This window comes from Paenibacillus piri, from assembly GCF_004354045.1.
Lineage (GTDB): Bacteria > Bacillota > Bacilli > Paenibacillales > NBRC-103111 > Paenibacillus_S > Paenibacillus_S piri.
On sequence record NZ_SMRT01000011.1, the window covers coordinates 184,435 to 208,731 of the forward strand.

General features: G+C 47.0%; 23 protein-coding genes and 2 pseudogenes. 17 read left to right on the plus strand and 8 right to left on the minus strand.

Going from position 1 to position 24,297, the window contains the following annotated elements; all coding sequences use genetic code 11:
- Positions 1 to 23 precede the first annotated feature (23 nt).
- Complete coding sequence (locus E1757_RS21810; protein WP_133232056.1) at positions 24 to 551, plus strand: GrpB family protein; 528 nt, start codon at positions 24 to 26, stop codon at positions 549 to 551.
- Positions 552 to 604: 53 nt separating this feature from the next.
- Positions 605 to 1,060 (plus strand): NUDIX domain-containing protein, encoded by a 456-nt coding sequence (locus E1757_RS21815; RefSeq protein WP_133232058.1) that lies wholly within the window; start codon positions 605 to 607, stop codon positions 1,058 to 1,060.
- Positions 1,061 to 1,148: 88 nt separating this feature from the next.
- On the opposite strand, the gene E1757_RS21820 is transcribed toward E1757_RS21815, so the two are convergent.
- Entirely contained in the window at positions 1,149 to 1,343 is a 195-nt protein-coding gene (locus tag E1757_RS21820; protein WP_133232060.1) for a hypothetical protein, read from the minus strand.
- Positions 1,344 to 1,591: 248 nt separating this feature from the next.
- Between E1757_RS21820 and E1757_RS21825 the strand changes: the two genes are divergently transcribed.
- The 13 genes and pseudogenes from E1757_RS21825 (at position 1,592) to ribH (ending at position 12,906) form a co-directional block, all read left to right on the plus strand.
- On the plus strand, positions 1,592 to 2,023 hold the full coding sequence (locus E1757_RS21825; RefSeq protein ID WP_246079362.1) for a cupin domain-containing protein: 432 nt from the start codon (positions 1,592 to 1,594) through the stop codon (positions 2,021 to 2,023).
- Positions 2,024 to 2,037: 14 nt separating this feature from the next.
- Positions 2,038 to 2,877 (plus strand): creatininase family protein, encoded by an 840-nt coding sequence (locus tag E1757_RS21830; protein ID WP_133232062.1) that lies wholly within the window; start codon positions 2,038 to 2,040, stop codon positions 2,875 to 2,877.
- Positions 2,878 to 2,933: 56 nt separating this feature from the next.
- Positions 2,934 to 3,689 carry a cysteine hydrolase family protein gene (locus E1757_RS21835; RefSeq protein ID WP_133232064.1) on the plus strand — a complete coding sequence of 252 codons (756 nt, stop codon included), beginning with the start codon at positions 2,934 to 2,936 and terminating at the stop codon, positions 3,687 to 3,689.
- Between the two features lie 26 nt (positions 3,690 to 3,715).
- Positions 3,716 to 4,489: an ABC transporter ATP-binding protein gene (locus E1757_RS21840; RefSeq protein WP_133232066.1), complete on the plus strand. Its 774-nt coding sequence runs from the start codon at positions 3,716 to 3,718 to the stop codon at positions 4,487 to 4,489.
- Positions 4,490 to 4,496: 7 nt separating this feature from the next.
- Positions 4,497 to 5,342, plus strand: coding sequence for an ABC transporter permease (locus E1757_RS21845; protein ID WP_165972224.1), 846 nt, complete (start codon positions 4,497 to 4,499; stop codon positions 5,340 to 5,342).
- A gap of 33 nt (positions 5,343 to 5,375) precedes the next feature.
- The gene (locus tag E1757_RS21850; RefSeq protein WP_133232070.1) at positions 5,376 to 6,680 is read left to right on the plus strand and encodes an NtaA/DmoA family FMN-dependent monooxygenase; all 1,305 of its coding nucleotides are present in this window, start codon (positions 5,376 to 5,378) and stop codon (positions 6,678 to 6,680) included.
- Between the two features lie 72 nt (positions 6,681 to 6,752).
- Positions 6,753 to 7,895 (plus strand): ABC transporter substrate-binding protein, encoded by a 1,143-nt coding sequence (locus E1757_RS21855; protein ID WP_165972225.1) that lies wholly within the window; start codon positions 6,753 to 6,755, stop codon positions 7,893 to 7,895.
- Between the two features lie 141 nt (positions 7,896 to 8,036).
- Positions 8,037 to 9,050 (plus strand): aromatic ring-hydroxylating dioxygenase subunit alpha, encoded by a 1,014-nt coding sequence (locus E1757_RS21860; RefSeq protein WP_133232074.1) that lies wholly within the window; start codon positions 8,037 to 8,039, stop codon positions 9,048 to 9,050.
- A gap of 36 nt (positions 9,051 to 9,086) precedes the next feature.
- Positions 9,087 to 9,542 carry a pyridoxamine 5'-phosphate oxidase family protein gene (locus E1757_RS21865; protein WP_133232076.1) on the plus strand — a complete coding sequence of 152 codons (456 nt, stop codon included), beginning with the start codon at positions 9,087 to 9,089 and terminating at the stop codon, positions 9,540 to 9,542.
- A gap of 43 nt (positions 9,543 to 9,585) precedes the next feature.
- The gene (locus E1757_RS21870; RefSeq protein ID WP_165972226.1) at positions 9,586 to 10,893 is read left to right on the plus strand and encodes an NtaA/DmoA family FMN-dependent monooxygenase; all 1,308 of its coding nucleotides are present in this window, start codon (positions 9,586 to 9,588) and stop codon (positions 10,891 to 10,893) included.
- Positions 10,894 to 11,015: 122 nt separating this feature from the next.
- On the plus strand, positions 11,016 to 11,693 hold the full coding sequence (locus tag E1757_RS21875; protein WP_133232080.1) for a riboflavin synthase: 678 nt from the start codon (positions 11,016 to 11,018) through the stop codon (positions 11,691 to 11,693).
- Between the two features lie 42 nt (positions 11,694 to 11,735).
- Positions 11,736 to 12,374 (plus strand): annotated as a pseudogene (ribB, locus tag E1757_RS21880) (3,4-dihydroxy-2-butanone-4-phosphate synthase); the annotation flags it as partial.
- A 52-nt stretch (positions 12,375 to 12,426) separates the two neighbouring features.
- Positions 12,427 to 12,906, plus strand: coding sequence for a 6,7-dimethyl-8-ribityllumazine synthase (ribH, locus tag E1757_RS21885; protein ID WP_133232084.1), 480 nt, complete (start codon positions 12,427 to 12,429; stop codon positions 12,904 to 12,906).
- Positions 12,907 to 13,020: 114 nt separating this feature from the next.
- Here the strand turns inward: ribH and E1757_RS21890 are convergent, their stop codons facing one another.
- Positions 13,021 to 13,470 carry a hypothetical protein gene (locus tag E1757_RS21890; RefSeq protein ID WP_133232086.1) on the minus strand — a complete coding sequence of 150 codons (450 nt, stop codon included), beginning with the start codon at positions 13,468 to 13,470 and terminating at the stop codon, positions 13,021 to 13,023.
- A 511-nt stretch (positions 13,471 to 13,981) separates the two neighbouring features.
- Between E1757_RS21890 and E1757_RS37260 the strand changes: the two are divergent.
- Positions 13,982 to 14,379, plus strand: a pseudogene (locus E1757_RS37260) (VOC family protein).
- A complete protein-coding gene (locus E1757_RS37265) occupies positions 14,370 to 14,897 on the plus strand; it encodes a VOC family protein (RefSeq protein WP_425464859.1) in 528 nt (175 codons plus the stop codon). The pseudogene E1757_RS37260 and the gene E1757_RS37265 overlap by 10 nt, the downstream one beginning before the upstream one ends.
- Positions 14,898 to 15,937: 1,040 nt before the next feature.
- Here the strand turns inward: E1757_RS37265 and E1757_RS21905 are convergent.
- The 6 genes from E1757_RS21905 to E1757_RS21930 form a co-directional block, all read right to left on the minus strand.
- Positions 15,938 to 16,606, minus strand: coding sequence for an HAD family hydrolase (locus tag E1757_RS21905; RefSeq protein WP_246079364.1), 669 nt, complete (start codon positions 16,604 to 16,606; stop codon positions 15,938 to 15,940).
- Between the two features lie 377 nt (positions 16,607 to 16,983).
- The gene (locus E1757_RS21910; RefSeq protein WP_165972227.1) at positions 16,984 to 21,384 is read right to left on the minus strand and encodes an S-layer homology domain-containing protein; all 4,401 of its coding nucleotides are present in this window, start codon (positions 21,382 to 21,384) and stop codon (positions 16,984 to 16,986) included.
- Between the two features lie 628 nt (positions 21,385 to 22,012).
- A complete protein-coding gene (locus E1757_RS21915; RefSeq protein ID WP_133232092.1) occupies positions 22,013 to 22,384 on the minus strand; it encodes a hypothetical protein in 372 nt (123 codons plus the stop codon).
- Positions 22,378 to 22,557 carry a hypothetical protein gene (locus tag E1757_RS21920; protein WP_133232094.1) on the minus strand — a complete coding sequence of 60 codons (180 nt, stop codon included), beginning with the start codon at positions 22,555 to 22,557 and terminating at the stop codon, positions 22,378 to 22,380. Before E1757_RS21920 ends, E1757_RS21915 begins: the two co-directional genes overlap by 7 nt.
- A 77-nt stretch (positions 22,558 to 22,634) precedes the next feature.
- The gene (locus tag E1757_RS21925) at positions 22,635 to 23,474 is read right to left on the minus strand and encodes a hypothetical protein (protein ID WP_133232096.1); all 840 of its coding nucleotides are present in this window, start codon (positions 23,472 to 23,474) and stop codon (positions 22,635 to 22,637) included.
- Positions 23,475 to 23,685: 211 nt separating this feature from the next.
- A complete protein-coding gene (locus tag E1757_RS21930; RefSeq protein ID WP_246079365.1) occupies positions 23,686 to 24,285 on the minus strand; it encodes a class I SAM-dependent methyltransferase in 600 nt (199 codons plus the stop codon).
- Positions 24,286 to 24,297: the final 12 nt, after the last annotated feature.

The window sequence follows — 24,297 nt, forward strand, 5'->3', positions numbered from 1 at the left end:
AACTTGATTTGGAGGTGCCCTACATGGAATTAAATGAAGAAATATCGATCACAAATCACAATCCGATATGGAAACAATGGTATTTAAACGAAAGCAAAATTATTCAAGAGGTATTTACAGCCGATCTAATGGAGATTCAGCATATCGGCAGCACGGCGATTCCGGAAATTCATGCCAAACCAATAGTAGATCTATTAGTCGGTCTTAAGACTTATCATGTGTCAGAAGAGCAGAATGAACAGCTCGTCAAGTTAGGATATGAGGGATTTGGAGAAGCCGGAGTGCCCGGCAGATTATATTACAGGAAGCGTTCTACGGAATCTTTTAATCTGGCTGTTTGTGAATGGAATAGTGAGGTTTGGAGCAACAATTTGATCTTTCGCGATTATTTAATATCCCATCCTGAGGAGGCGGCTGCTTACAGCTTATTGAAACAGGATATATTATCGCAAGGAATTCATACGTTACTGGGGTATTCAGAAAGAAAAGCGGCTTTTATACTGGAAATGATTTTGAAGGCGACTCAATGGAAAGAAGAGAAGAAGATATAATACCATGTTCCCTTTGAAAACCGCGTCTACAACTTAAAACGAGGAGAACTTCAATGAAACCTATAAGAAACTCGGCTAGAGCATTCATTGTTAAGGACGATCGAATACTTCTAACAAAAAATCGGGATGATCAAGGCTATTTCTATCTGTTTCCCGGAGGGGGACAAGAAAAAGGGGAGGAGCTAAGGGCGGCAGTTATAAGAGAGTGTGCCGAGGAATTAGGATGTCTAGTAGAAGTAGGGGATATTGTATTTATAAGAGAATATATCGGCAAAAATCATGAGTTCGCGGATTGGGACTATGACCTGCATCAAGTAGAGTTCTATTTTGAGTGCAGGATTGATATCCACATCGACAGCTTTAATGGAACAAATCCGGACAATGACCAAGTCGGGGTTGAGTGGGTGGAAATAAATAAACTGGGCGAAATAAGAGTTTATCCAAGGAAATTGGCCGATCAGTTAAAAAATAACCAGTTGAAGCTCTGTTACATTGGAGATTCGAATTAAGATTCAAGGTCGTTCTGCTTCCTTCTCTTAAGAGACGTTTCCCGCTCCTCAGGACGGCCGGCTTACTTCTTCCCAAATATGTCCCTTGCTAGGACTTGGCATTCCACTCCAGCTCATCCGGGGCCGTTTGCAGTAACGATCTTGGGGAGGCAGTTCCTCTTGTCCGTATATCCTTCTTCATCCACTTCGCAATTTCATGATTCCAGCAGTTCCCCGACCATGACGGTTCTTCCATAACATCACCCAGTGACAAAAACTCCGCTACAATTATTTTTCTCATCATTTATCTGCTCCCTTTGAGGTTAGGCTTGAATCTAACATGAAAATAACAAAGTGATTGGTTTTTCAAACAAATAAATGCGTTTAAATTAGGTGCATATACGAATTTGTGTTAGGTAAATTGACGTATAGCGGCCAAGGAACTATATTGTAAATACCGAATGTAAGACATTATCACATTTATTTAGTTTTAATTGTTTGTGTGATCGATTAGGTTCGATTCAATTATTGGACGGAAGTCCGGAGAGGAAGATGATGATGCTAACGACGGTAACGCATACGGGTCATTTTGAAAACTGTCCGGTGCATAAAATTTCTGCCCGGGACAGCAACAAATTTGTCATCCTGTGCGACGGAGAAAAGTTTCCTTTTGTATCCGTTGTAGAAATTTTTGATGTGGGCGGGAAAACACCGCCGAATGAACATAGTGTAGCCTACGAATATTTTTACGTAATTGCGGGGGAAGGCAAAGCGACAGTAGACGGCGGGACGATACCGATTCGGCCGGGATCCTATTTCGTTGTATATCCGGGACATACGCATGAAGTTGAGAATACGGGGAGCGGAAGGCTTTATGTGTTGACCACGATGGTTCCCGACGAGAAATTTACGGCTCTTATTCGATCCGGACCGGAGGCTAGCCTGGATGACGAAGATTTAAGGGTATTAAGAGGAGCGTATTGAGAGGAGTTAAAAATATGTTTAGATATGAAGGCAAGGTTTGGGAGGAACGGTTTTTACCCCGGCTCTCTTCTCTGCAAATCAAGCAGCTTCCGAAGGATGACGCCCTCGTCATCTTGCCGGTCGGAGCCATAGAACAGCACGGTTGGCACTTGCCGGTCATGACGGACTCTCTCATAGGGGAAGCGCTGCTGACGCAAACGATCGAGCTGCTGCCGGAGGAATCGAACGTCTGGCTGCTGCCTCCGATTTCTTATGGCAAGAGCAACGAGCACCTGGATTATGCCGGCACCTTTTCTTTGTCTTCGACAACGCTGATGCATGTGCTGTCCGACATTGGAACCAGCTTGAAAAGAAACGGATTCAGGAGGCTGCTGTTGTTTAATACGCATGGCGGAAACGTTGATTTGCTGAACGTTGCCGCAAGGGAAATTCGCGTTTCAACCGGCCTGATGGTTTTCTATGTCAATCCGCACAGTTTGGACACGACGCAAGGTCTTGTTTCGGAAGAGGAACAGGAATACGGTATTCACGGAGGTGACATCGAAACCTCCATGCTTATGGCGATTAAGCCCAACTGGGTTCAGGAAGAGTTGAGAGTATCCGAAACGCCGGATGTATCCGCACTTGAATTTTTAACCTTAGAAGGAAAAATCCGATTTGCCTGGGTGATGAGCGACATTTCGCATAGCGGAATAGCTGGGGACGCGACAAAAGCGACCGCTGAGAAAGGAAAGGTCATCATGGAGCGGAGCGCAAGCGGACTGGCCAAATCAATGCAAGAGCTGTGCCGGTTTGACATCGAACAGGTTCTTCCCAAAGTGAAACATGAGCCTTCCTACAACAATCGGATCTAAGAGGGTAGAGGTCATGACTCAATGAGATACAGCATACAAGCGGAAGGGATGAGAGAATGACACTATTAGGATATCCCCGAAACAGCTGGCAGGTGACCAAGGAGCAGGTGGATCTTCAAAGGCTGCCGCTGCCCGCCAAACCGGTTACCTTCGATGCGCAGCCCCAACGGGTTACAGTAGATCTGGCGAAATCAGCGATAGTCGTCATTGATATGCAGAACGATTTTTGTACGGCCGGAGGTTGGCTGGATTATGTCGGGGCTGATATCACGCCTAACCGCAAGCCGGTCGAAACGTTAAACCGATTGCTTCCTGCGATGCGCAAGGCGGACGTTCCCGTCATTTGGCTCAATTGGGGGAATCGGCCGGACCGATTGAATTTAAGCCCGTCCGTCCTCCATGTATACAACCAGAGCGGGGAGGATGTCGGTCTGGGCGGGAAGCTTCCGGCAAACCATTCAGCCGTGTTGGAGAAAGGCAGCTGGGGGGCGGCTATCGTATCGGAATTGGACGCTCAGGAAGCGGACATTTACGTGGATAAATACCGCATGAGCGGTTTTTGGGATACTCCCCTCGACAGCATCTTGAGAAATTTAAACCTTCATACGCTGTTCTTTGCAGGCGTCAATCTGGATCAATGCGTGATGGCTACGCTGGAGGATGCGGTTTGCCTCGGGTACGACGCCATATTGCTGGAAGATTGCTGCGCGACAACCTCGCCGGCGTTTTGCGAAGAGGCGACAATCTACAATGTAAAACAGTGCTACGGCTTCGTCGCTCAGTCGACGTCCGTATTATCCGGAATGATGTAATGGATCTCCGAAAGGGGGGCAGCAACATGTCCTATATCAAAGTAGAGAATCTCAGCAAACGTTTTGTTCGCCGGGGACAGATGACCGAAGCGTTAAGCGAAATCAATTTGGACATTCATCAAGGATCGTTTGTGAGCTTTATAGGTCCCAGCGGATGCGGCAAGTCGACATTACTGCGGATTATCGGCGGTTTAATGGGCGCGGAAGAGGGCGGAATTACAGTTGGCGGCCGAACGCCGTTTGAGATGCAAGCGGATAAGCAGTTCGGATTTGTTCCGCAAAGTCCGGCGCTTTTTCCTTGGAGATCGGTACTGCAAAACATGAATATTCCATTTGAAGTGAACCGCAAGAGCAAAACGGACCTCTCCGGGGAAGAAGGTGATCCGATCGAGCTGCTGCATGCCGTCGGGCTTGGGGATTTCATGCACGCCTATCCGAAGGAGCTTTCCGGAGGGATGAAGCAGAGGGTTGGGATTGCCCGAGCGTTTGCATCCGGCGCTCCGATATTGTTGATGGATGAACCGTTCTCGGCGCTGGATGAAATTACGAGAGAGCTGCTGATGCATATGCTGATGAAAATTTGGGAGCAGCACAAGAAGACGGTTATTTTCGTTACGCATAACATCCAGGAAGCGGTTTATCTTTCGGACAAAGTGGTTATCATGTCGAGCCGGCCGGGACGCATCTCGTATGATGTGGATATCGATTTGCCAAGACCGCGCGGGGAGGCCATCATCGAATCTTCCGAATTTTATCAATATGTGGTTCAATTGCGGGAATTGCTACGGGAAAGGTGGTAATGGCGAGATGAGTCAATCCGTATCGGAAACGAACGGTCGATCGGTTCTGGCCGCAGGCACGAAGAAACATGCCGACGATTCGACGGAATCCAAAATAAAAGGAATTGCAGGCAGCGCTCTTGCACCTCTCCTTGCTTTTGTTGCGTTGTTCGGCTTGTGGGAATTGATCATTCGTATATTTAACATCAAGATGGTAATTTTGCCGGCTCCATCCGGCATCTTTGCTGAATTAGTCCGTAATTTCGGTTTTTATGTGCCGCATATATGGACTACGTTTACCGAGGCGATATTCGGATTTCTCATCGGAGCTGCAATTGCGTTGCTGGCCGGTGTGTTGATGTCCCAGTCCCGTTTCCTGGAACGTGCGCTGCTGCCGCTTGCCGTACTGGCCAACGTGACGCCGATTGTTGCCATCGCTCCCTTGTTCATTGTTTGGTTCGGGTTCGGCGGTCTTCCTAAAATACTGCTCGCGGCCATCAGCACGTTTTTTCCGATGATGATCAATTCGATCATGGGCTTCCGTTCGATCGATGAGAACAATTATGAATATTTGCAATCATTGCATGCCAGCAAATTTGAAATCTTTCTGAAGCTTCGCCTGCCGAACAGTCTGCCGTATTTGTTTTCCGCAGCGAGCACCGGGATGAGTATGGGCGTCATAGGCGCGATTGTCGGAGAAATGTACGGCGGAAGCGAAGGGCTTGGCAATGTGCTTACGGTAGCGGCAAACTATTTGCAGATGGAACGTATGTTTGCATCCATCTTGCTGCTGGCATTAATGGGTATATTGCTGACCAATATCGTAAAGATTGTGGAACGCAAGTTCCTGCATTGGCACAGCTCTTCAAAGTAATTCAATTCCCATTGAAGGAGGAGAATATACCGAATGACCAATAAAATCCATTTTGGATGGTTTTCCCAATGTGCGGGGCCTATCGGCTTTGATAGCCCGAACGCGACAGAAGGCGCGGACTGGCGGGAGCCGGAAATGTATCAGAAAATGGCGCAAATTTGCGAGAATGGAAAATTTGATTTTGCCCTGTTCGCCGACCATCTCGGCATATCGGTCGATTCCGGAAACCGTATCGATACGCATGTAGAGCAAGGCGTAACTGTTTGCCACGATTCGACGGTACTGGCTGCTACGGTAGCAGCCCATACGAAACATCTTGGGGTTGGAACAACAATGTCTACCTCATTGACGCTGCCTTATCAGCTTGCCCGTCAGATTTCGTCACTGGATCACCTGACCAAAGGGCGTGTCGCATGGAACATCGTGACGTCATACAGCAAGGGGGCATTTGACAACTTTGGATATGACAGCGTACCGGAGCATGATGCGCGTTATGACCAAGCGGATGAATTTATGGATCTTTGCTGTCAATTGTGGGGCAGCTGGGAAAAGGACGCGGTAGTCATGGACAAGGCAAGCGGGTTATTTGCCGATCCGGACAAAGTGAAGCCGATTCACTTCAAAGGAAATTATTATAAGAGCGCAGGGCCGCTTAACATGGTACCTCCGGCAGCAGGCAGACCGGTGATGATTCAGGCCGGATCATCGAACCGCGGTATGGAGTTTGCGTCCAGATGGGCTGATGCTGTCATCGTCGCCAAGCAAACGGTGGAAGACATGAAAAAGTATTACGACAGCTTGAAGGAGATGGCGCGCAAGTACGGACGAAAGCCGGAGGAAGTAAAGGTGTTATTCATTATTAAGCCGATTTTTGCAGCGACAGAGGAGCTTGCCGCACAAAAAGCTGCTGAGCCGGTATCGGATAATGAACTTCATAGGGCGATAACACAATTGTCTCATAGAATGAATTTCGACTTATCCAAGCTTGAGCTCGATGAGCCGGTTCCTGTCATGAACGAGAAGGGAATTACCGGCGGTCAGACCACGTTGTCGCGACACCAGACCGCAGGTCACCGTCCGACACTAAGAGAGATTGCAACGAGGGAGGTTGTCGGAAACAATCTGAATATTACCGGTACTCCCGAACAGGTGGCGGATCAGCTGCAGCAGATTATGGAAACGATCGGAGGAGACGGCTTTGTTCTCAGAGTCAACCCTCACGAGCATGGATATATGCAGGAGTTCGTAGATACGGTTGTTCCGGTTCTGCAACAGCGGGGAGCTATCAGACAGCAATATACGGGGGATACGCTGCGCGACAATTTGCTGGAATTTTAAAGGATTTCAATTTATAAAAAACGGCTTTGACATCTACAAAATATAAATAGATCAAACGGGAGGATGGGGACGATGAAGAGAAACCACAGGATTTGGGCATCGATGGCGTTAAGTGTGATGATGGTCGTTTTGGCCGCTTGCGGAAGTACCGGATCGACGAATGCAACAAAAACGGACGCAGCAGCAGGTGCGACAAATGCGGCGAGCGCTCCTGAAACGAAGGGCGGCATTGACTGGGAGGCGCGGATCGCTGCCAACAAAGCAATCGGTGAAATCAGGACGATGACCAGCTTTAACTATTCGGCCAACATCGCAAATACGAATGCGTGGATCGCGGATGAGCTTGGTTTTTTCAAAGAGTTGGGACTTAATGTGAAAGTAATGCCGGGACTAAGTGCCGACGCGATGAAATTGCTTGCCGTCGGACAGCTGCAAATGGCTCATGCCGGCTCGGCGAGCGAGGTCGTTCAGTCTGTGGCGAACGGTGCGGAGATCAAAGGCGTTCTGGCCATGGCACCGGTCGGATTGAGCGTATTGATGGTGTTGGACAATTCCGGAATTAAAACCGTTAAAGATTTGGAAGGCAAGATTGTAGGGTATAAAGGAGCGATGCCCGCCCATATTACGGCAATGCTTAAAAAGGGAGGCGCCGATCTTTCGAAGATCAAACAAGTGGGCGTAGGTTTCGACCCTACGATTTTAAATACGACGGAAGTGGCTGCGATCACGGTGTTCAAGTCAAACGAGCCGTATCAAATGGAAAAGCTGGGCTTTAAAACCCGGATACTGGATCCGCAGGAATATGGAGTCAACACTTCGTTCGGGATTGTAGGCGCGAATAACGATTTTGCCGCCAAGCATCCGGCAGCCGTAGAAGATTATTTGCGAGCGATCATTAAAGCTCATGAATGGATTCTGAAAAATCCTGAGGAGACGATTAAAATTTTGGAAAAACGGGCAGGCGGCAACTTTAATAAAGAAATTGAAACCAATCGCCTGAAAGTGGAAACGGGACTCATCGATCCTGCGAAACAGCAAGGAAAAGGGCTCGGCATATTCACAAAGGAGCAATGGCAGTCCGAGATCGACATATTGTCCGAAAACGGAGTGCTTGTGAAACCGGTGACGGCAGATCAAGTGGCTGATGTTAAATATATTTCTAATGTTTACAATGGCGAGCAATTAATATGGCCGGAGCAAGGCGCCAAAAAGTGAACTCGTTCAGCTTTGCTGAACATCGGGGAATCAGATGGGGACTCTACCCCACCTGATTCAAGGCCCACCTTAGAGGTGAGGGTCTTAACCCGATAAAGTCGTAATCGGATAAATTGAAGAACTTATGGGGAGGAACCGACAGTGCTGCAGACCAAACAAAAAATATTTCGATCATTTTATTATCCTGTCATGCCGATAGCGGATCTTCAAGACGGTCCCAAGCCGTTCAAATTAATGGGTGAACCTATCGTATTGTGGCTGGATGAACAGCAGAAGCCTGCGGCAGCGGTCGACCGCTGCTGTCATCGCACGGCGAAGCTGTCCAAGGGTGAGCTCAGGAACGGCTGCATCGTTTGCCCGTATCATGGCTGGACCTTTAACAGAGACGGAAAATGCACCTGGTTTCCGCAATCGGAGCTGGAGGATCCGCCAAAGGTGTACAAAATTAAGGGCTACCGCTGCGAGGAAAGGTACGGTTACGCATGGGTAGCGCTGGATACGCCTGTTACGGAGCTCCCTGTATTCAAATATTCGGACAACACGGAATTTCGTAAGGTGGATGAATTTTATGAAGTCATTCATTGCGCCGCTTTGCGGTTGATGGAAAATTCATTCGATGCGGCACACGTCAATTTCGTTCATAAAAATACGTTCGGGGATATCGACAATCCGATCCCCCCGAAGGTGACCCTTACCCCGAATGAATGGGGATTTGAAGCCTACATGGAAATTCCGGTTCACAACAAATTGAATCAAAAGGTTAAGGCGTTGAACATGGATGAAGAAAGAACGGTGCGAAAGCAAGTTAGCGAGTGGTTCATGCCTTTTATTCGGCAAACGAGCATTACGTATCCGACAGGACTTATTCATTCGATCGTCACTTGCGCCACACCGATTGACGACGATAGCTGCCAGCTGGTGCAGTTCGTGTACCGGAACGATCGCGAGGAGGATGTCCCATCCGAGAGCATCATCGCCTTTGACCGAAACGTGGTAGATGAAGATATGGAAGTGCTGGAAACGACCGAAACCAATGTTTCTCTCGATATTACGAAAAAGGTAGAGAACCATATGCTTTCGGACCAACCGGGAATTTTGATGAGAAAAATGCTGCTGGAGCTGTTCGAAAAGCACGGCGAACAAGAAGTGTATTGACGGCTGTAACGAACATGCGGAAGGGGGTGAATTGTTATGGCGGAAAAACAACTGCATGAATTGACTCCGGAGATGATGGAGTTTCTGCAAGGAGAAAAGGTCATTTTTTTATCCACGCAGGATCATGAAGAGGGCGCGCCGACGATCACTTGCATTTCTTGGCTGTTGGCCGTCACTCCCACGAAGATTCGATTTGCCATTGATCCGCGCTCAAGAGTAATTGAGAACATAGCGGCCAATCCCCGGTTATCATTGGCCTTTATCGGATTGGAGAGCAGCTTTGCCGTTTCCGGCAGCGGCAGCAGCGAATTGAATCAGCTGGATGGAGTGACCATTCGAATGACCGAGGTCAACGTTGACGTTGTTGGCGTACGGGAAATCATGTTCTATGGCAGCAAAATCATAACGGAACCCGAATTCGAAAAAACGTACAACCTTGATTTGGCGAATAAATTCGACGCTGCCGTTTATGCGGCGCTCGGTAAAGCATAGCGTTCGATCAACTCATTGAGAGAATGTGTGGGAGGGGAATCCGTTGAAAAAGAAAATTCACTTTGGCTGGTTTACAGAATACGGCCCCATAGGCTGGGATGGCCCGGATGCGGTGGAGGGAGACTGGCGGCAGCCGAAGCTGTATCAGCAGATGGCGCAAATTTGCGAGAAAGGCATGTTTGACTTTGTGTTGTATGCGGACCATTTGGGAATTACGTCTTCCTTCAAAGGCTCCATCGATAACTACGTGAAGTACGGCTTGAACGGGGTTAACCACGATTCGACACTGCTTGCCACGATGGTCGCGGCATCTACGAATCATTTGGGCGTCGGCACGACCGTCTCGACCATGCTTACCCCTCCATATCTTCTGGCGCGCCAGATGGCATCGTTGGACCACCTATCCATGGGCCGCGTGGCATGGAATGTCGTCACGACCGGCAACGTTGCCGGGTTTTTAAACTTCGGCATGGATCAATTGCCGGATCACGATGCACGCTATGACCAGGCCGAAGAATATATGGAGCTGTGCTTCAAATTGTGGAGCAGCTGGGAACCGGATGCCGTCATTATGGATAGAAAAACAGGCGTTTTCGCGGATCCTGACAAAGTACAGCCGATAAACTTTGAAGGGCAATATTACAAGAGCCGCGGACCGCTGAATGTATTGCCTACTCCGCAGGGCAGACCGACGATCATTCAGGCGGGTTCGTCGCAGCGCGGGAAAGACTTTGCGGCAAAATGGGCGGATGCCGTCATCGTCGGCGCGCATTATTTGGACGATATGAAAGCTTATTATGACGATATGAAGCAGCGCGTAACCAAATTCGGACGAGAGCCCGAACAATTGAAAGTGTTTTTTATTATCAAACCGGTGCTTGGGATGACGGAACAACTCGTTAATCAAAAACTGGAGGCTCTAAGGCATCCGCCGGAGTCGGCCATTCATGCCGCATTGTCCGCTCTTTCGTCCCGGATGAACTACGACTTGTCCAAGTTTAACATCGACGAACCGCTGCCTCCGATCGATGAGAAGGAAATCCAGGGGGGTCAAACGACTTTGTCCCGGTTTTATACTTCCGGCCGCCGCCCGACACTGCGGGAGGTCGCCATTGAAGAGGCCGCCGGAAACAAAGGCTCCATTGCCGGCACGCCGGAGCAAGTGGCGGACCAACTGCAGCATATTATGGAATCGGTAGGCGGAGACGGTTTTGTCGTTCGGGTGGATACCCACGACCACGGTTATATGCAAGAGTTTGTAGATACGGTCATTCCCGTTCTGCAAGCAAGAGGCCTGGTTCGAAAGGAATATACAGGGAAGACGCTGCGCGATAATTTAATGGAGTTTTAATTCGCAAAAAAATACATTTCCTTCGGGGTTCCCTCCCAACGCTCAAACGTAAATCCTACACCAAGGTCGCCGCAAGACGTTTTTCTTAGCCGGGACGAATGAAACGAGGTGAAAGGAACCATATGTTTACCGGATTAATTGAAGAAATCGGATCGCTGCAGCATATAAACAGACAAGGCGAGTCGCTTGTGCTTACAATTCGCGCCAAGCGGGTTTTGGAAGGCGTATGTCTAGGGGACAGCATCTCAGTGAACGGAGTATGCTTGACTGTCATCCGGTTTGACACCAATACGGTCTTGATGGACGTAACAGCGGAGACGTTCCGCCGTACGGCTTTGAATCGGCTCATCCCGGGAGAGCGTGTCAATTTGGAGCGCGCCATGCAGGTAACGGCTCGATTCGGCGGACATATCGTCCAGGGCCATGTAGACGGAACCGGATTCATCCGGGACAAAGAAGTGCAGGTTCATGCCGTTTATTTCACGATTGAACCCGGAGATTCAAGCTTGTTTCGGTATATAATACCGAAGGGATCTGTCACGATCGACGGTATTTCATTAACTGTAGTCGATACTAACGAACATCGTTTCCGCGTTTCTATCATTCCGCACACGCTTGCCGAAACGGTGCTGCAGTATAAGCGGCCGGGCGACCCGGTTAACCTGGAGACGGATATTATAGGTAAATATGTAGAACGTCTGCTATTGTGGAACGCTGCGGATGTAACGGATCGCAGGGCGGTGCACCCAAACGGCGGATCGCGGTTGTCGGAAGCTTTTTTAAAAGAACACGGGTTTTAAGTAACGGCAGCATGATTTGATCGGGAAACGGAGGAGAAGACGATGACGAACCGGTCGATATTCGACAGCATTGAGGAAGCGCTGGATGATTTGAAATTAGGCAAGCCTGTTATTGTAACGGATGATGAAAACCGGGAGAATGAAGGGGATTTCATCGCACTTGCCGAAAAAACGACGCCGGAGGTCATTAATTTTATGATCAAGGAGGGCCGCGGGCTTGTCTGCGTGCCCATTACAGAAGAACGGGCGCAGGAACTCAACCTGCAGCCTATGGTTCAGCACAACACCGATTATCACGGAACCGCGTTTACGGTCTCCATCGATTATGCAGGGGCAACGACAGGCATTTCCGCGCATGAGCGGTCGCAAACCGTACAAGCGTTGATTGCCCCCGGTTCCGGGCCTGGCGATTTCCGTCGTCCCGGGCATATGTTTCCGCTTGTCGCCAACAAAGGCGGCTTGCTGAGCCGTGCCGGCCATACGGAAGCGGCTGTCGATTTGGCCCTCATGTGCGGAAGTTATCCGGCGGCAGTCATCTGCGAGGTTATGAAGGAGAACGGGGAGATGGCCCGCGTACCGGATTTGCGGGAGATCGCCGATCGTTTCGATATGAAGCTGATTACGATCAAAGATGTGATCCGGTACCATAATGGAAAGGAAATGCTTGTCCACCGTGAGGTATAAATAATGCGAACAAAAATAGGGTCGATACGATCTTTAGGAGGATCAGCTTATGATTCATCATTTTGAAGGCAATCTTATTTCGCAAGGTAAAACGTACGGCATAGTTATCGGCCGGTTTAACGAATTTATATCCTCGAAGCTGCTCAGCGGGGCGTTAGACGCCTTCAAGCGCCATGGCGCAACCGAGGATGAAGTTACCGTCGCCTGGGTGCCGGGCGCCTTCGAAATTCCACTAATCGCGCAGAAGATGGCGGCGAGCGGCCGATTCGACGCCGTCGTTACACTTGGAGCGGTCATTCGCGGATCCACTCCGCATTTTGATTATGTTTGCAACGAAGTGGCGAAGGGGGTGGCGGCGATTTCACTCAAAACCGGCGTTGCCACCGTCTTCGGCGTATTGACGACCGATTCCATCGAACAGGCTGTGGAGCGCGCCGGCACGAAAGCAGGCAACAAAGGTTGGGAAGCCGCGGCCACCGCAATCGAAATGGCTAATTTGATTGCCCAATTCGATAATAAGTATACATAATAAATAATATGTAAACTTATATTTTAATGGAACATGTGTTCCCGAATCTGTAAAGGCTATCGCTTGAAATAACGAACGAGCAGGTCGACATGGCGGCCCGCTCGTTAATTGTAATCAATTATTGCCGATTTGATTCTCAAGGTTAAATTCATCGACAAGATTAATCAAATATTTTTCCATGTACTTGCTGGGTGAAGTTGGAGGATGATGTACTATAAAATCTGTGTCCGGGGAACGGAAGAAAAGATTTTTGATATGTAAAGCAACAGGCTTTACATAACCAGGCAAATTTTCAGAAGTTAGCGTATGGTATAAATTAACCAGTATTTGTTTCGTGTTGCGGTCTTCCTTCGCTAATTCAATAACCTCCTGAAATAATTGTTTATCGGTCAAAGCGTAATATATAGCAGTCGTATTCATTCTGTCATGTTTAGTCGTGAGCAAGTGCTTCAATGACTGATTTTTAGGAGCCAGGAAGTTCTTCCAACGAATAGCTGATGCTTGAAAGTCCGAATAAATCATGGCATTCCCTTCAAAAGGAGTTATATGTGTTGTTGACCACAATAACGCAAGCTCCAAATACTTCTTTGATTTCTTTATTCTCCCCATAAAGCAGTAATGTATTCGGCGTGACGGTGATTGAAGCTGCTCCTATATCTCGCAGGTTCGATTATGGCGACTGTCGTGTTCAACTTGCCGCTGAATGATGCACCGGCTGCCGCGGATTCAAACTGTACTGAAGTTCTTTTTGCATGACAGACAGATCTTTCAGGAAAATGGTATAATGCTGGCAATCGCCGATGAACAAACAATGGTACAATCGACTTTCAAAAAAACGAATATAAGAGGCTAACGTCGTCTTCGAAAGGTAGGTTGCACAGTCCATTGATCATTCCCTCCAAATATAATCAAAATGGTAAAATAGATAAAGAAATTACTAAGAAAAGCTTCTGACCGAAGCCTTTCGATGAAGATACATTCGTGTTTTTGATGTAGCTTTTCTTGCAATATCAGAATTGTTCAGCTCCGCTGAAAACATATAAATCCTGATATTAAAAAATTAGGAGGAATAACTGTGACAAAAACAAATCAAACTATCGTTCCGCATTTATGGTATGACAAGGAGGCGAATGAAGCAGCAGAGTTTTATGCTTCCATATTCCCGAAATCAAATATTACGAATATCTCAAAACTCCACGACACACCATCAGGAGACGCCTATGTAGTCTCTCTTTTGAGCTGTGGGGGCAGAAGTTCATGGCAATCAGTGCAGGGCCTTATTTCAAATTCAATCCGTCGGCGTCTTTCATAGTTAATTTTGACCCATCGCGAGAAAAAGACACGAGAGAAAAAATAAATGAGGTTTGGAACAAATTGTCCGAAGGTGGCACAGCGTTAATGCCACTTGATAAATATCCGTTCAGTGAGAGGTACGGCTGGATTCAAGATAAGTATGGTTTGTCGTGGCAGTAATCCTATCCAATCCAGAAGGTGAAGAGCGGCCTGCGATAGTACCGTCGCTAATGTTTGTCGGTGATAAATGCGGCAAAGCGGAAGAGGCGATAAATTTTTATTTATCCGTATTTAAGAACTCAAAGCAGGGCCTTATTGCCCACTACCCCCAAGGCATGGAACCTGACAAAGAAGGAACAATCATGTTTTCTGATTTCATGCTTGAGAATCAGTGGTTTGCCGCAATGGACAGTGCGCAAGATCATAAGTCCAGTTTCAACGAGGCAATCTCATTTATGGTATATTGTGACACACAAGAAGAGGTTGATTACTACTGGGATAAGCTGTCTGCGGTTCCTGAAGCCGAGCAATGCGGCTGGCTGAAAGATAAGTATGGAGTGTCCTGGCAGATTGTGCCGAGAGAAATGGACGAGATGATGAGCAAGGGTACACCGGAGCAAAGCGCGCGCGTAACGAAAGCATTTCTTAAAATGAAGAAATTTGATCTTGCGGAGTTACAAAAAGCATACAAGGGGTAATGAAAATATAGACCGCTAATTTATTGCATGGAAGCGCCGAGTAAATCGAACAAATAACTGAAGAGTTGAGGGAAAGACCCAAGGCTGCCAATCATGTTGGTAACCTTGCTCTGACTGGAATTTACCATTAAGATCCATGCGTTTATGTCGGGTGACAAAAAAATTGTCCCATTATAAGTCGTGTAAATTGCGGCTTTTGCTTTTTATGGGATAAAGTTCTTGTCAAATTCCTGTGACAAGAACATTATCCCATTCCCGAAATTGACAAGAACATTATCCCATTCCCGACAATACAACGGGCCCAAGCGTTTAGATGTCACAAGAGGAGGGGCCATGCGTTCTCGAACATAAACCCTTAAAACCGAGGGACGAAAACGATAGCTCAACACAAACATCATGAGGCCGCCGCGGGATCTATCTGGTGGCCTCATTAAACTAAATGGCAGTTATCTTCAATAACTTCCTATGGTATGCGCAACAGCAAAGCTGCGCTTGCAAAAAAACATCGTCAAAAGTTAGTTTTGACGATGTTTTTTTGTCGGGAATGGGATAAAGTTCTTGTCATTTATGACATCAAGTTCTTGTCAACCGACACCGATAAAATATTCAAAATTATAGCTGCGCTTGCAAAAAATATATACATATGTATAAAATACGGATTTTGTGTAAATGTCCAACCGCATAAACCGTCGTGAAGGATACTTACAACTTCCCCGACTTTGACATTTTTATTGGATAAGTCGGCATATAATTGATCGACATTATCCGTGAAAAACATTCCGTCCATGGAACTAAGAATACCTTACTACCTGGGCACACCAAGCATATTCAAACCTCCATTTATAATGAGTTAAGAATCACTATTAGGGGTAGTACCAGCGAAGCTGTCACCAAGTGCCAACTTGGTAAATCGGAATATACCCTAATTCAGGTACAGCCGACATATACACCTAAAAACAGGTCCTTTTATGGAGGGAGTTACCATAAAGTGACCTGTTTTACATTAGCGCTGCTTAACTATCGTCTCCGTTAGTTAAGTCTCACAACCCTGATAATCGATTAATAATATTTGGTATATCCGCTAAGTCATCACAAACCGCATCGGGTTGTGTGAATGAATACTCCTTACTTTTTAAGATTGCAAGCATACCGAGTTCCTTAGCGGGAATTACGTCAGCTTTGAGACTATCACCAACGAATACACAACGTTCACTTGAAGATCTTAAATTACTCAATGCGATTTTAAATATTGCATGATCTGGTTTTTTTATTTTAACTGCACCAGAAGTAACGACATCGTTGAAATAATCTGAAATTCCTAAAGCTGAGATTTTGTTTCGTTGGTAAAAGTCCCTTCCATTCGTTACGATTCCCAGCTTATATCCTCCCTTTTTTAGAGTTTCAAGCATCACGTGAAGTCCAGGAAACCCAACACTGTTTAGATGGAAATTGTTGTTCAGATCATCAAGTAATCCAGTGCATAGGCTCCCCTCAATATTGAAGATGTCTACTAACTTTTGATAGACTTCATCTTTTGGCATTACAATATTGTTTAGTTCAGTGAATTTTTCAATAAAATTCTTCTTATCTGGAATATATCTGGCTAGGGAGAACTTTTCATACTGGTAATTTGCAAAGCTTGTTAATGACTGATCTTTATCAAGCAATGTCTGGTCAAGATCAAAAAGCACTGTATCAATTTTTTTCAAAGTAGCAGCTCCTTCCAAATTACTTCTAACATATTAGTAATTATGCGGGACGCTGTAAATTAACAGAAATAGATTTTTTACATTGCGACATAGACAAGTTCTATACCATTTCAGCACGATAGCTGAAGATTACTGCCAGTTAGCTTAACCAACGGGCGTCAGTCTACAACTTTATTTTTCAGTCTAATACTTTATTTTCTTCTGACACTTCTAACAGAAGACTCGCAATATAAAACACATTGCCAGCTACTGCCACTAGCTTAATGCCAATTGCTAGTCTATAATTTTTCAGTCTATTACTACATATCAAAATAAAGGGAGGCTGTCCCAAAAGCCATTTATTGGCTCTTGGGACAGCCTCTTCAAAATTTGGCTGATTATGATGCTTCTTCGATATCAGGGAAGGCCCAAAAATCGGGGGCCACGTCCGACCATGTTGGAACGGAAACATTTGCCTGCGGTATTCTATGCAAAATACGGTTGATGATCACAACGGCCTCCGCCCGGCTTAAAGACCGATCTGGTGCAAACGAACGGTCTTCGTAACCGGTCATAATCCCTTTTTTGTACACTGCCTCAATTTGTCCGCTGGCCCAGTGTCCCGCCGTATCCTTAAAGGAAGGTTTCGACGGGTTATTGTCCAATTTCAGCCACTTCCCTATAATTGAAGTCATTTCAGCGCGAGTGATCGGGGCGTTCGGTCTGAACGTTTGGTCGGGATAACCTGATAATAAGCCCGCTGCCTGGCCCCATCGAATGGAATCAGCGGCCCAGTAGTTCGGATCGATATCGGTAAAATCTGACGCTGCCGCCTTCTTCTCGACCGACTTTTGCAACAAGCGGGATAACATAACGCTCATTTCCGCTCTGGTCACCGGTTCATTCGGTCTGAATGTGCCGTCAGGATAGCCGAGTATATATGGATCGTGTTGCAGCGGTTCCTTTTTTATCGAAACGATCGTAAACGTACTGAATTGGTTGATTTGAATTTGTATGCCTGAGGGATCGCCGTTCACATCGAAGATGATCCCTCCCCGCTGCAACTCCTTCTCGCCGTCCGTGTGTTCGACATAGACGCTCAAGGTTTGCAAGAAAGACTCTCTTTGAACCGGATCGGCCGGAATGGCAGCTCGGTCAATCGGAAAAGCGACCTTGAATGGAGCTTTAGGCAAATTCGTTTCAATGGTCACCGGCGTACCAAGCACCTCAACGCCTCCTGCATTGGCCACATTGCGGATTTCATCCGCATTTGCGATTCTTTCTTTCACAGCCTGCCGTTCATCCTCTTTTTTGATCGGAGCTACACGAAGGTAGTAGTCCTGATTTCCGGGGAGGCCTTTGATCGCATCGTTCGGAATGGTGACCGTTGCATTTTCCGTTTTCATTTCCAGAGTTAACGACCGTTCTGCCAAAATAGATACGGAACGTGCCGGCAATACGATATTCACCACATCCGCCGAATCTTCCGACAAGCCATCAATGACGACCCGCATCGTATTTTGTCCGGATTGCAAGCTTGCTACGATTTCTTCCATCTCTTTGTCGCTCATAATCACTTGGTCGGCTTTTTGCTGTCCGACCCAGATTCTAGTTATTTCAAACCGCTCGATGATTTGTGAGGTTCCCACCTCAACCTTCGCATGCCGGGTGTTGGCCTTAGTCCCCGTGCCGGTTGATCTGTTGCTCTTGTTGTAAACGGTGACTTGCGTTTGGGCTTTCAATCCCCCATAGGTTGCTTCCAACACACCGGTTCCGACGGATCTTCCTGTCATTTTGCCGGTTTCTGATATTGTGGCGATTTCATTCGAAAGTGAGAATTCGGAGAGCAACGTAATCTCGGAATTCGAACCGTCGGAGAAGGCAGCGTTCACCGCCGTTTGCTGATCCATGTTGATTTCAACCCAGTAAGCCGGTTCTGCAAAAGAAATGCCCTTGAGAGCAGGGTCTACCGTTACCGTCGCGCTGGCCGTGTTATTGTCATAGACTGCCGTCACAACTGTTTGACCGTATTTTAGAGCCTTCCATTTACCGTTAGACGATAATCCGACAATTTCCGGATCTGCAATTTGAATTGTTCCTTGTTTCGTAACATCGATTTCTTGATTGTCCGAATATCCGATAATAAGCTGGAATGCCGCCTCATTCCCTTCGACTAACGAATAGGTCGCGGAATTAAAACGCAGTCCTGTCGGCTTCGGAATAACCGTCACCGTCCGCACTTTGTCTTGGGCCCGGTTTCCGGCCAGATCGGTGACGCTGTAGTGTATTGGATACGTTCCGGCTTTGCCGGTATTCACCGAACCGGTAACAGTTAACGGAGTAATGCCGGAAAGTGAATCCGATGCCAGAGCTCCCTTTTCAACATAATCATCGCCCAAGTACAAAGTAATTGTTTTATCCCCGATTAAGGTCAAAACCGGCGCCGTTTTATCGATCTTGATTTCGGCGGAAATCGCTTCGCTGACACTGTCCGAGCCTGCGGCTCTGGCATACATAGCCATTATCCCTTCTTGTTCGACGACGACCGGTGCGCTGTAATCCGTCCATTCTCCGGACTCTCCGATCTTGTATTGCACCCGGCTGCTGGAGTCGCTGTACACCGTTGCCGTTACGCTTTGATTCGTCCAGCCTGTATGGCTTAACGTAACCGTCAGATTGTTGCTGATAAGGATCCCCTGCGTAGCTCCGATATGGTTCAGCGTCAGATCCGCGGGATTGCCCGCCGTATCGTTAATGGTCACTCCGGATGCGTCAATGGCGGTAGATACCAGCTGTATGCCATCGGTGTCTTGATCCTGAACCCTTACTTGATAACGGAACAGAAGCTCCTTCGAATCAAGCGAGCTTTCGTAAACGGCTTTGACAATCGTATCGCCCACCTTAAGCCCAATCGTCGGAGCTGTACCCGACGCCATATTCACGACAACCGGCTCGCTCATCTTCACAATAAAGGTGAGGTACATTCCCGGTGTGTACGTCCCGTTCGCCGGTACGCTGACCGAGGTTACTACCGGAGCCGCCGTATCCACCAGCACCGCCGCCGTGCTGCCCACGCTGTTCAGCGCCAGGCTCGCGTTGTTGCCTGCGCTATCCCGCAGCGTACTTCCGTTTACGCTCAGGGCGGCGCCTACAGAGATCCCATCTGCGTCGTTGTCTCCGTTCTGCACCGTGTAGCGGAACACCAGTGCGCTCGTCCCCGAACCGGACACGTATGAAGCATTTACGCCCGTTGATCCGACCGTCAGCGGCAGCTGCGGCGTGCCTCCTGCCGTATTTACAGTCACGTTTTCGCCGTAGTTCACGGTGAAGTCGAGGTTGTCTCCTGCTTTGTATGCTCCGTTCGCCGGTACGCTGACCGAGGTTACTGCCGGGGCCGCCGTATCCACCAGCACTGCTGCCGTGCTGCCCACGCCGTTCAAAGTCAGGCTCGCGTTGTTGCCCACGCTGTCCCGCAGCGTACTTCCGTTAGCGCTCAGGGCGGCACCTACAGAGATCCCATCTGCGTCGTTGTCTCCGTTCTGCACCGTGTAGCGGAAGACCAGTGCGCTCGTTCCCGAACCGGACACGTAAGGAGCGTATACCCCTGTCGATCCGATCGTCAGCGGCAGCTGCGGCGTGCCTCCTGCCGTATCTACCGTAACGTTATCGTCGTAGTTCACGATGAATTCGAGGTTGTCCCCCGCTTTGTACGTCCCGTTCACCGGTACGTTCACGCTGCCGATCGTTGGAGCCGCGGCGTCCACTAATACTGCTGCCGTGCTGCCTACGCCATCCAACGTCAGGATAGCGTCGTTGCCCACGCCGTCCCGCAGCATGCCGCCGTTTGCACTCAGGTCGGTGCCTACGGCAATCCCGTTCACATCGTAGTCTCCGCTCTGCACCGTGTAACGGAAAGTCAATGCATTTGTTCCCGAGCCGGATACATACGGGGCTTTCACTGCCGTCGATCCGATCGTCAGCGGCAAATACGGTGTACCTCCCGTCGTATTTACTATCACAGTTTCGCTAAAGTTCACTATGAAACCCAACGGATCCCCTGCTTTGTACGTTCCGCCTGCAGGCACTCCTACGCTCCTGACAACCGGTGGAATGGCTTCGACTAATACCGACGTCGTGTTGCCTATATTGCTCAGAGCAAGGTCCGCATCGTTGCCCATGCCGTCCTGCAGTGTGCCGCCGTTTGCATTAAGGGAGGAGCCTACGGCGATTCCATCAAAATCCTGCTCGCCGCTTTGCACTATGTAGCGGAACAGCAGCGCACTTGTCCCCGAACCGGATACGTAATGGGCATTCACATCCTTTGATCCGATCCTCAACGGCATCTGTGGTGTGCCTCCTGTTGTATCTACCGTCACGTTTTCGCTGAAGTTCACCGTGAAGTCGAGGTTGTCTCCCATTTTGTAAGTCCTGTTTGACGGTACGTTGACCGAAGTTACCGTTGGCCTCACCGTGTCGATGGAATAAATGTTAGATTGGGTGTACCCGGTCCCTGCGGTGCCACTGTTATCAGTCACTAGCGCATTGTTGAGCGTGATAATATTGCTGTCGTCGACGACGCCAACGTCAGGTATCAAGGTTGCGGTATAGGCGATGTTGTTTGCAGTCGTGAGGTTGGTTAGGGTGCCGTTCTCCACTGTCATGTCAGTAAGAGTAAATCCGGTCACCGCTTCTGAGAAGGTGATCGTCACCGGCGAGGTTTCACCGATACCCAGATCATTGTTAATGACTGTAATGTTGGCTGTTAGAGGGGCGGCAAACGCTTTGTCGATCAGGAACAATGGTATCCCCCCTAAGATGACTAAACCTAAAAATAACTTCCATACTCTACTCGCAGGATTCATATCCTTGTTCCCTCTCTCAATTTCGATCTTCTTTTGCTATTGGCCGTAACGTTTCTGCCTTTCCGGATGACAGCAAAGGAGAAGCCATATCTTTATTTTCGGTATTTTTTGACATGGTATTAATAGTTTAATAGTTCTATCCCGCACCAAAAATCCCCCGTTACACTCTTCTGTAAAAAAACGAAGTGAATTTTATATAAATGTCACTATTTTGACAAAATTCACTTCCCCTAATCAACTTTGACCATTGCTTTCTACTCCGTCTATTCAACGAATAGGCAGGTCGCCACAGTGCCTGACCTAATGATAGGTATCCCAATTAACTATCGTACCGTTTACATCCAGATAAAATAGCACAGGTGTTCGGTGAAAATAAAGTGTTAGACTGGAGTCGTTGAATTACCGCGTTTTTGAGCTGAAGAATCGCTCAGCTTTTAAAAAATAAGTTTTAGACTGATCCATTAAAGCAGCGGCGGACCAAGACTTGAAAAATAAAGTCTTAGACCGCCGCTGTTGTCATTCAACTAACGTCACCCGTTAGCGTAACACTTGAACATTCTTTTTGTTATTTTCCTCCAACATGAAACACTCCAATTATGGCTTCACCATCAACGTTATACAGCGGAATATCACGACCACCTGGTGATCTACTGTTCTGTATCGCAATGGCTTCCTCGGGTGATTTTGGTTGCTCACCGTCCAAATCTTTTTTCAGCACATATCCCGAAGTGCCATCAACACCTATAGCACTGATTAATTCAGGTTCCGTTTCTGGAGAAGCAGCATCTGCGGCAGAACCGTATGTCTGTCCGTTTTTATTTTTAGGATAGTTCATAATCTTAGCGCGAATATGAAAAGAACCAATTATGGTTTTCCAATCAACATCATACAGTGGGACATTATGACCAAGTTCACCTAGATAATCTTTTTTCAGCACATATCCGCAATGCCATTCACACTTCCTACATGGATTAAGTCAGGTAGCATTTCAACGGAAGTGTCTTCTTCAACAGAACCGTTTGTCTGTCCATTTTCATTTTCAGGATAATTAGGAAGATTTGTGGGGCTTTGATTATTCGCGCTTTTAGCAAATGTGCTTTGGAACGCCATTACGCCTCCCACTACGCAAACGATAAAAACCACATAATCTTAAGCGATCCGGATTCTTTGGTGGTTTAACCCGCTCATCAGGTTTTCGAGTACGTTTTAATCCTACATAGGCGTATTGAATCCCCTCCCTCTGCCTTATTCCGCCTTTCGGGTAATGGTTCCGCAGCATCAAAGGCACTAAAGGAAACAAAAACCACGTTAGCGAATAAGTCATTCTTGCTTAAATTCGAAGTTGATGTAAAAAATCCTACTTTGCTTGGCGAAGCATCCTGATTGATTAAAGAATTGATCATATTGTTGAGGAGATGTGTCTTACCAACACCATTCCGACCGATCAAAATATGAATATTGGTCGGAGGGTTCGATTCCGGTATGACTTCAAAGGTTAGATCGATAGGCTTCTTTAAACTGCCTTTAATTTTAGGTGCGGTATAAATAAACGAATATTTCGTTAACCTAGCGTCCCCGTTCGCAAGACGGCGATATTGCCCTTTTACGGATACAGAGCTGACATCCCGCATAATTGATTGCCTCATAACGCGTTCGTGACGGGCGTTCTCGTACATACCCGGCAACAATGCGATATCATTCAAAGCCGTTAAAACGTGTTGACGAAAATCATCACCAATCTCGTTGAGCGTCTCATAATAACTGACGTCTTGTCCAATCGAAAAGAACGTGCCTGGCAGTTTATCGAAAGTTTCTGGTAGGTGTGGCCTATCCTGCTTGGCGACCATATCGAACTGACCGATCTTTACGCTGCCAATATTCTGTCTATCCCCATCCATATCGATATAGTACACCGTATACATGGTGCGGTATTCCCACCAATCATTCCACTGATCTTCAATCAAATAGATCCGGTCATGATAACCTGAGGCGATGTTGAAAGAGACCGGTTTAACCTCAAATAACATAATGAGCAGGCTCCTTTTCGTTCAAAATACGATTTCGCGTATTTAAATCTTATATTCTCTATTGTATTTCCAAGAAGTCAGCTGCAGCATGAAAAATTTGCCGGCTACTTAACTTCACGGGCGAAAAAAAAAACCTCAATTTATTAAAATACAAAGAATTGAGGGTTTTTTAAGAAAGCTTTAAGTACTATATCCAGTATATTATATCAGTTTAAGAGTTTAGTAATTTACGGATCAGACGCAAACTATCGTAATCACAAACATATACATATTCTTTACTCTTGCAAAGTTCATCAACAGCCCTTTTGACATCTTGATAAACCGTGTAGTCATGAAATGCAATCATACCACCGGCAACAACTTTTGGAGCATAAAGTTCTATATCTTTTTTTACGTTTAAATAACTGTGATTACCATCAACAAAAAGTGCGGAAATACGCTCAGGACACTCATGGATTGCTTCATGACTATCTTTTTTTATTGGAATTACATAATTTTCTAGATGTAATCCTCGTATGTTTTTTTGAAAATCATTAAAGTAATCTCCATAATCTCTACTAGGAATAAATGGATCAATTGCAAATATCGTTCGTTTCCGCTCACTAATCCACTTACTCCCGAGACCTAAGGCGATTGTACTTTTTCCTTTATAAGAACCAATCTCAATGATCTCCCCGTCTAAATGATCAACTAAAGCCGGCAGATGCAGAAGTGCTGTTTGTTCCAAGTTTGTCAACCAACCATCTATACTTTCAATGAATCCATACAATTGGCTTATTTGTAATTGAGGATAATTTTCGTGTTTATTCACTTTATTAGGTCA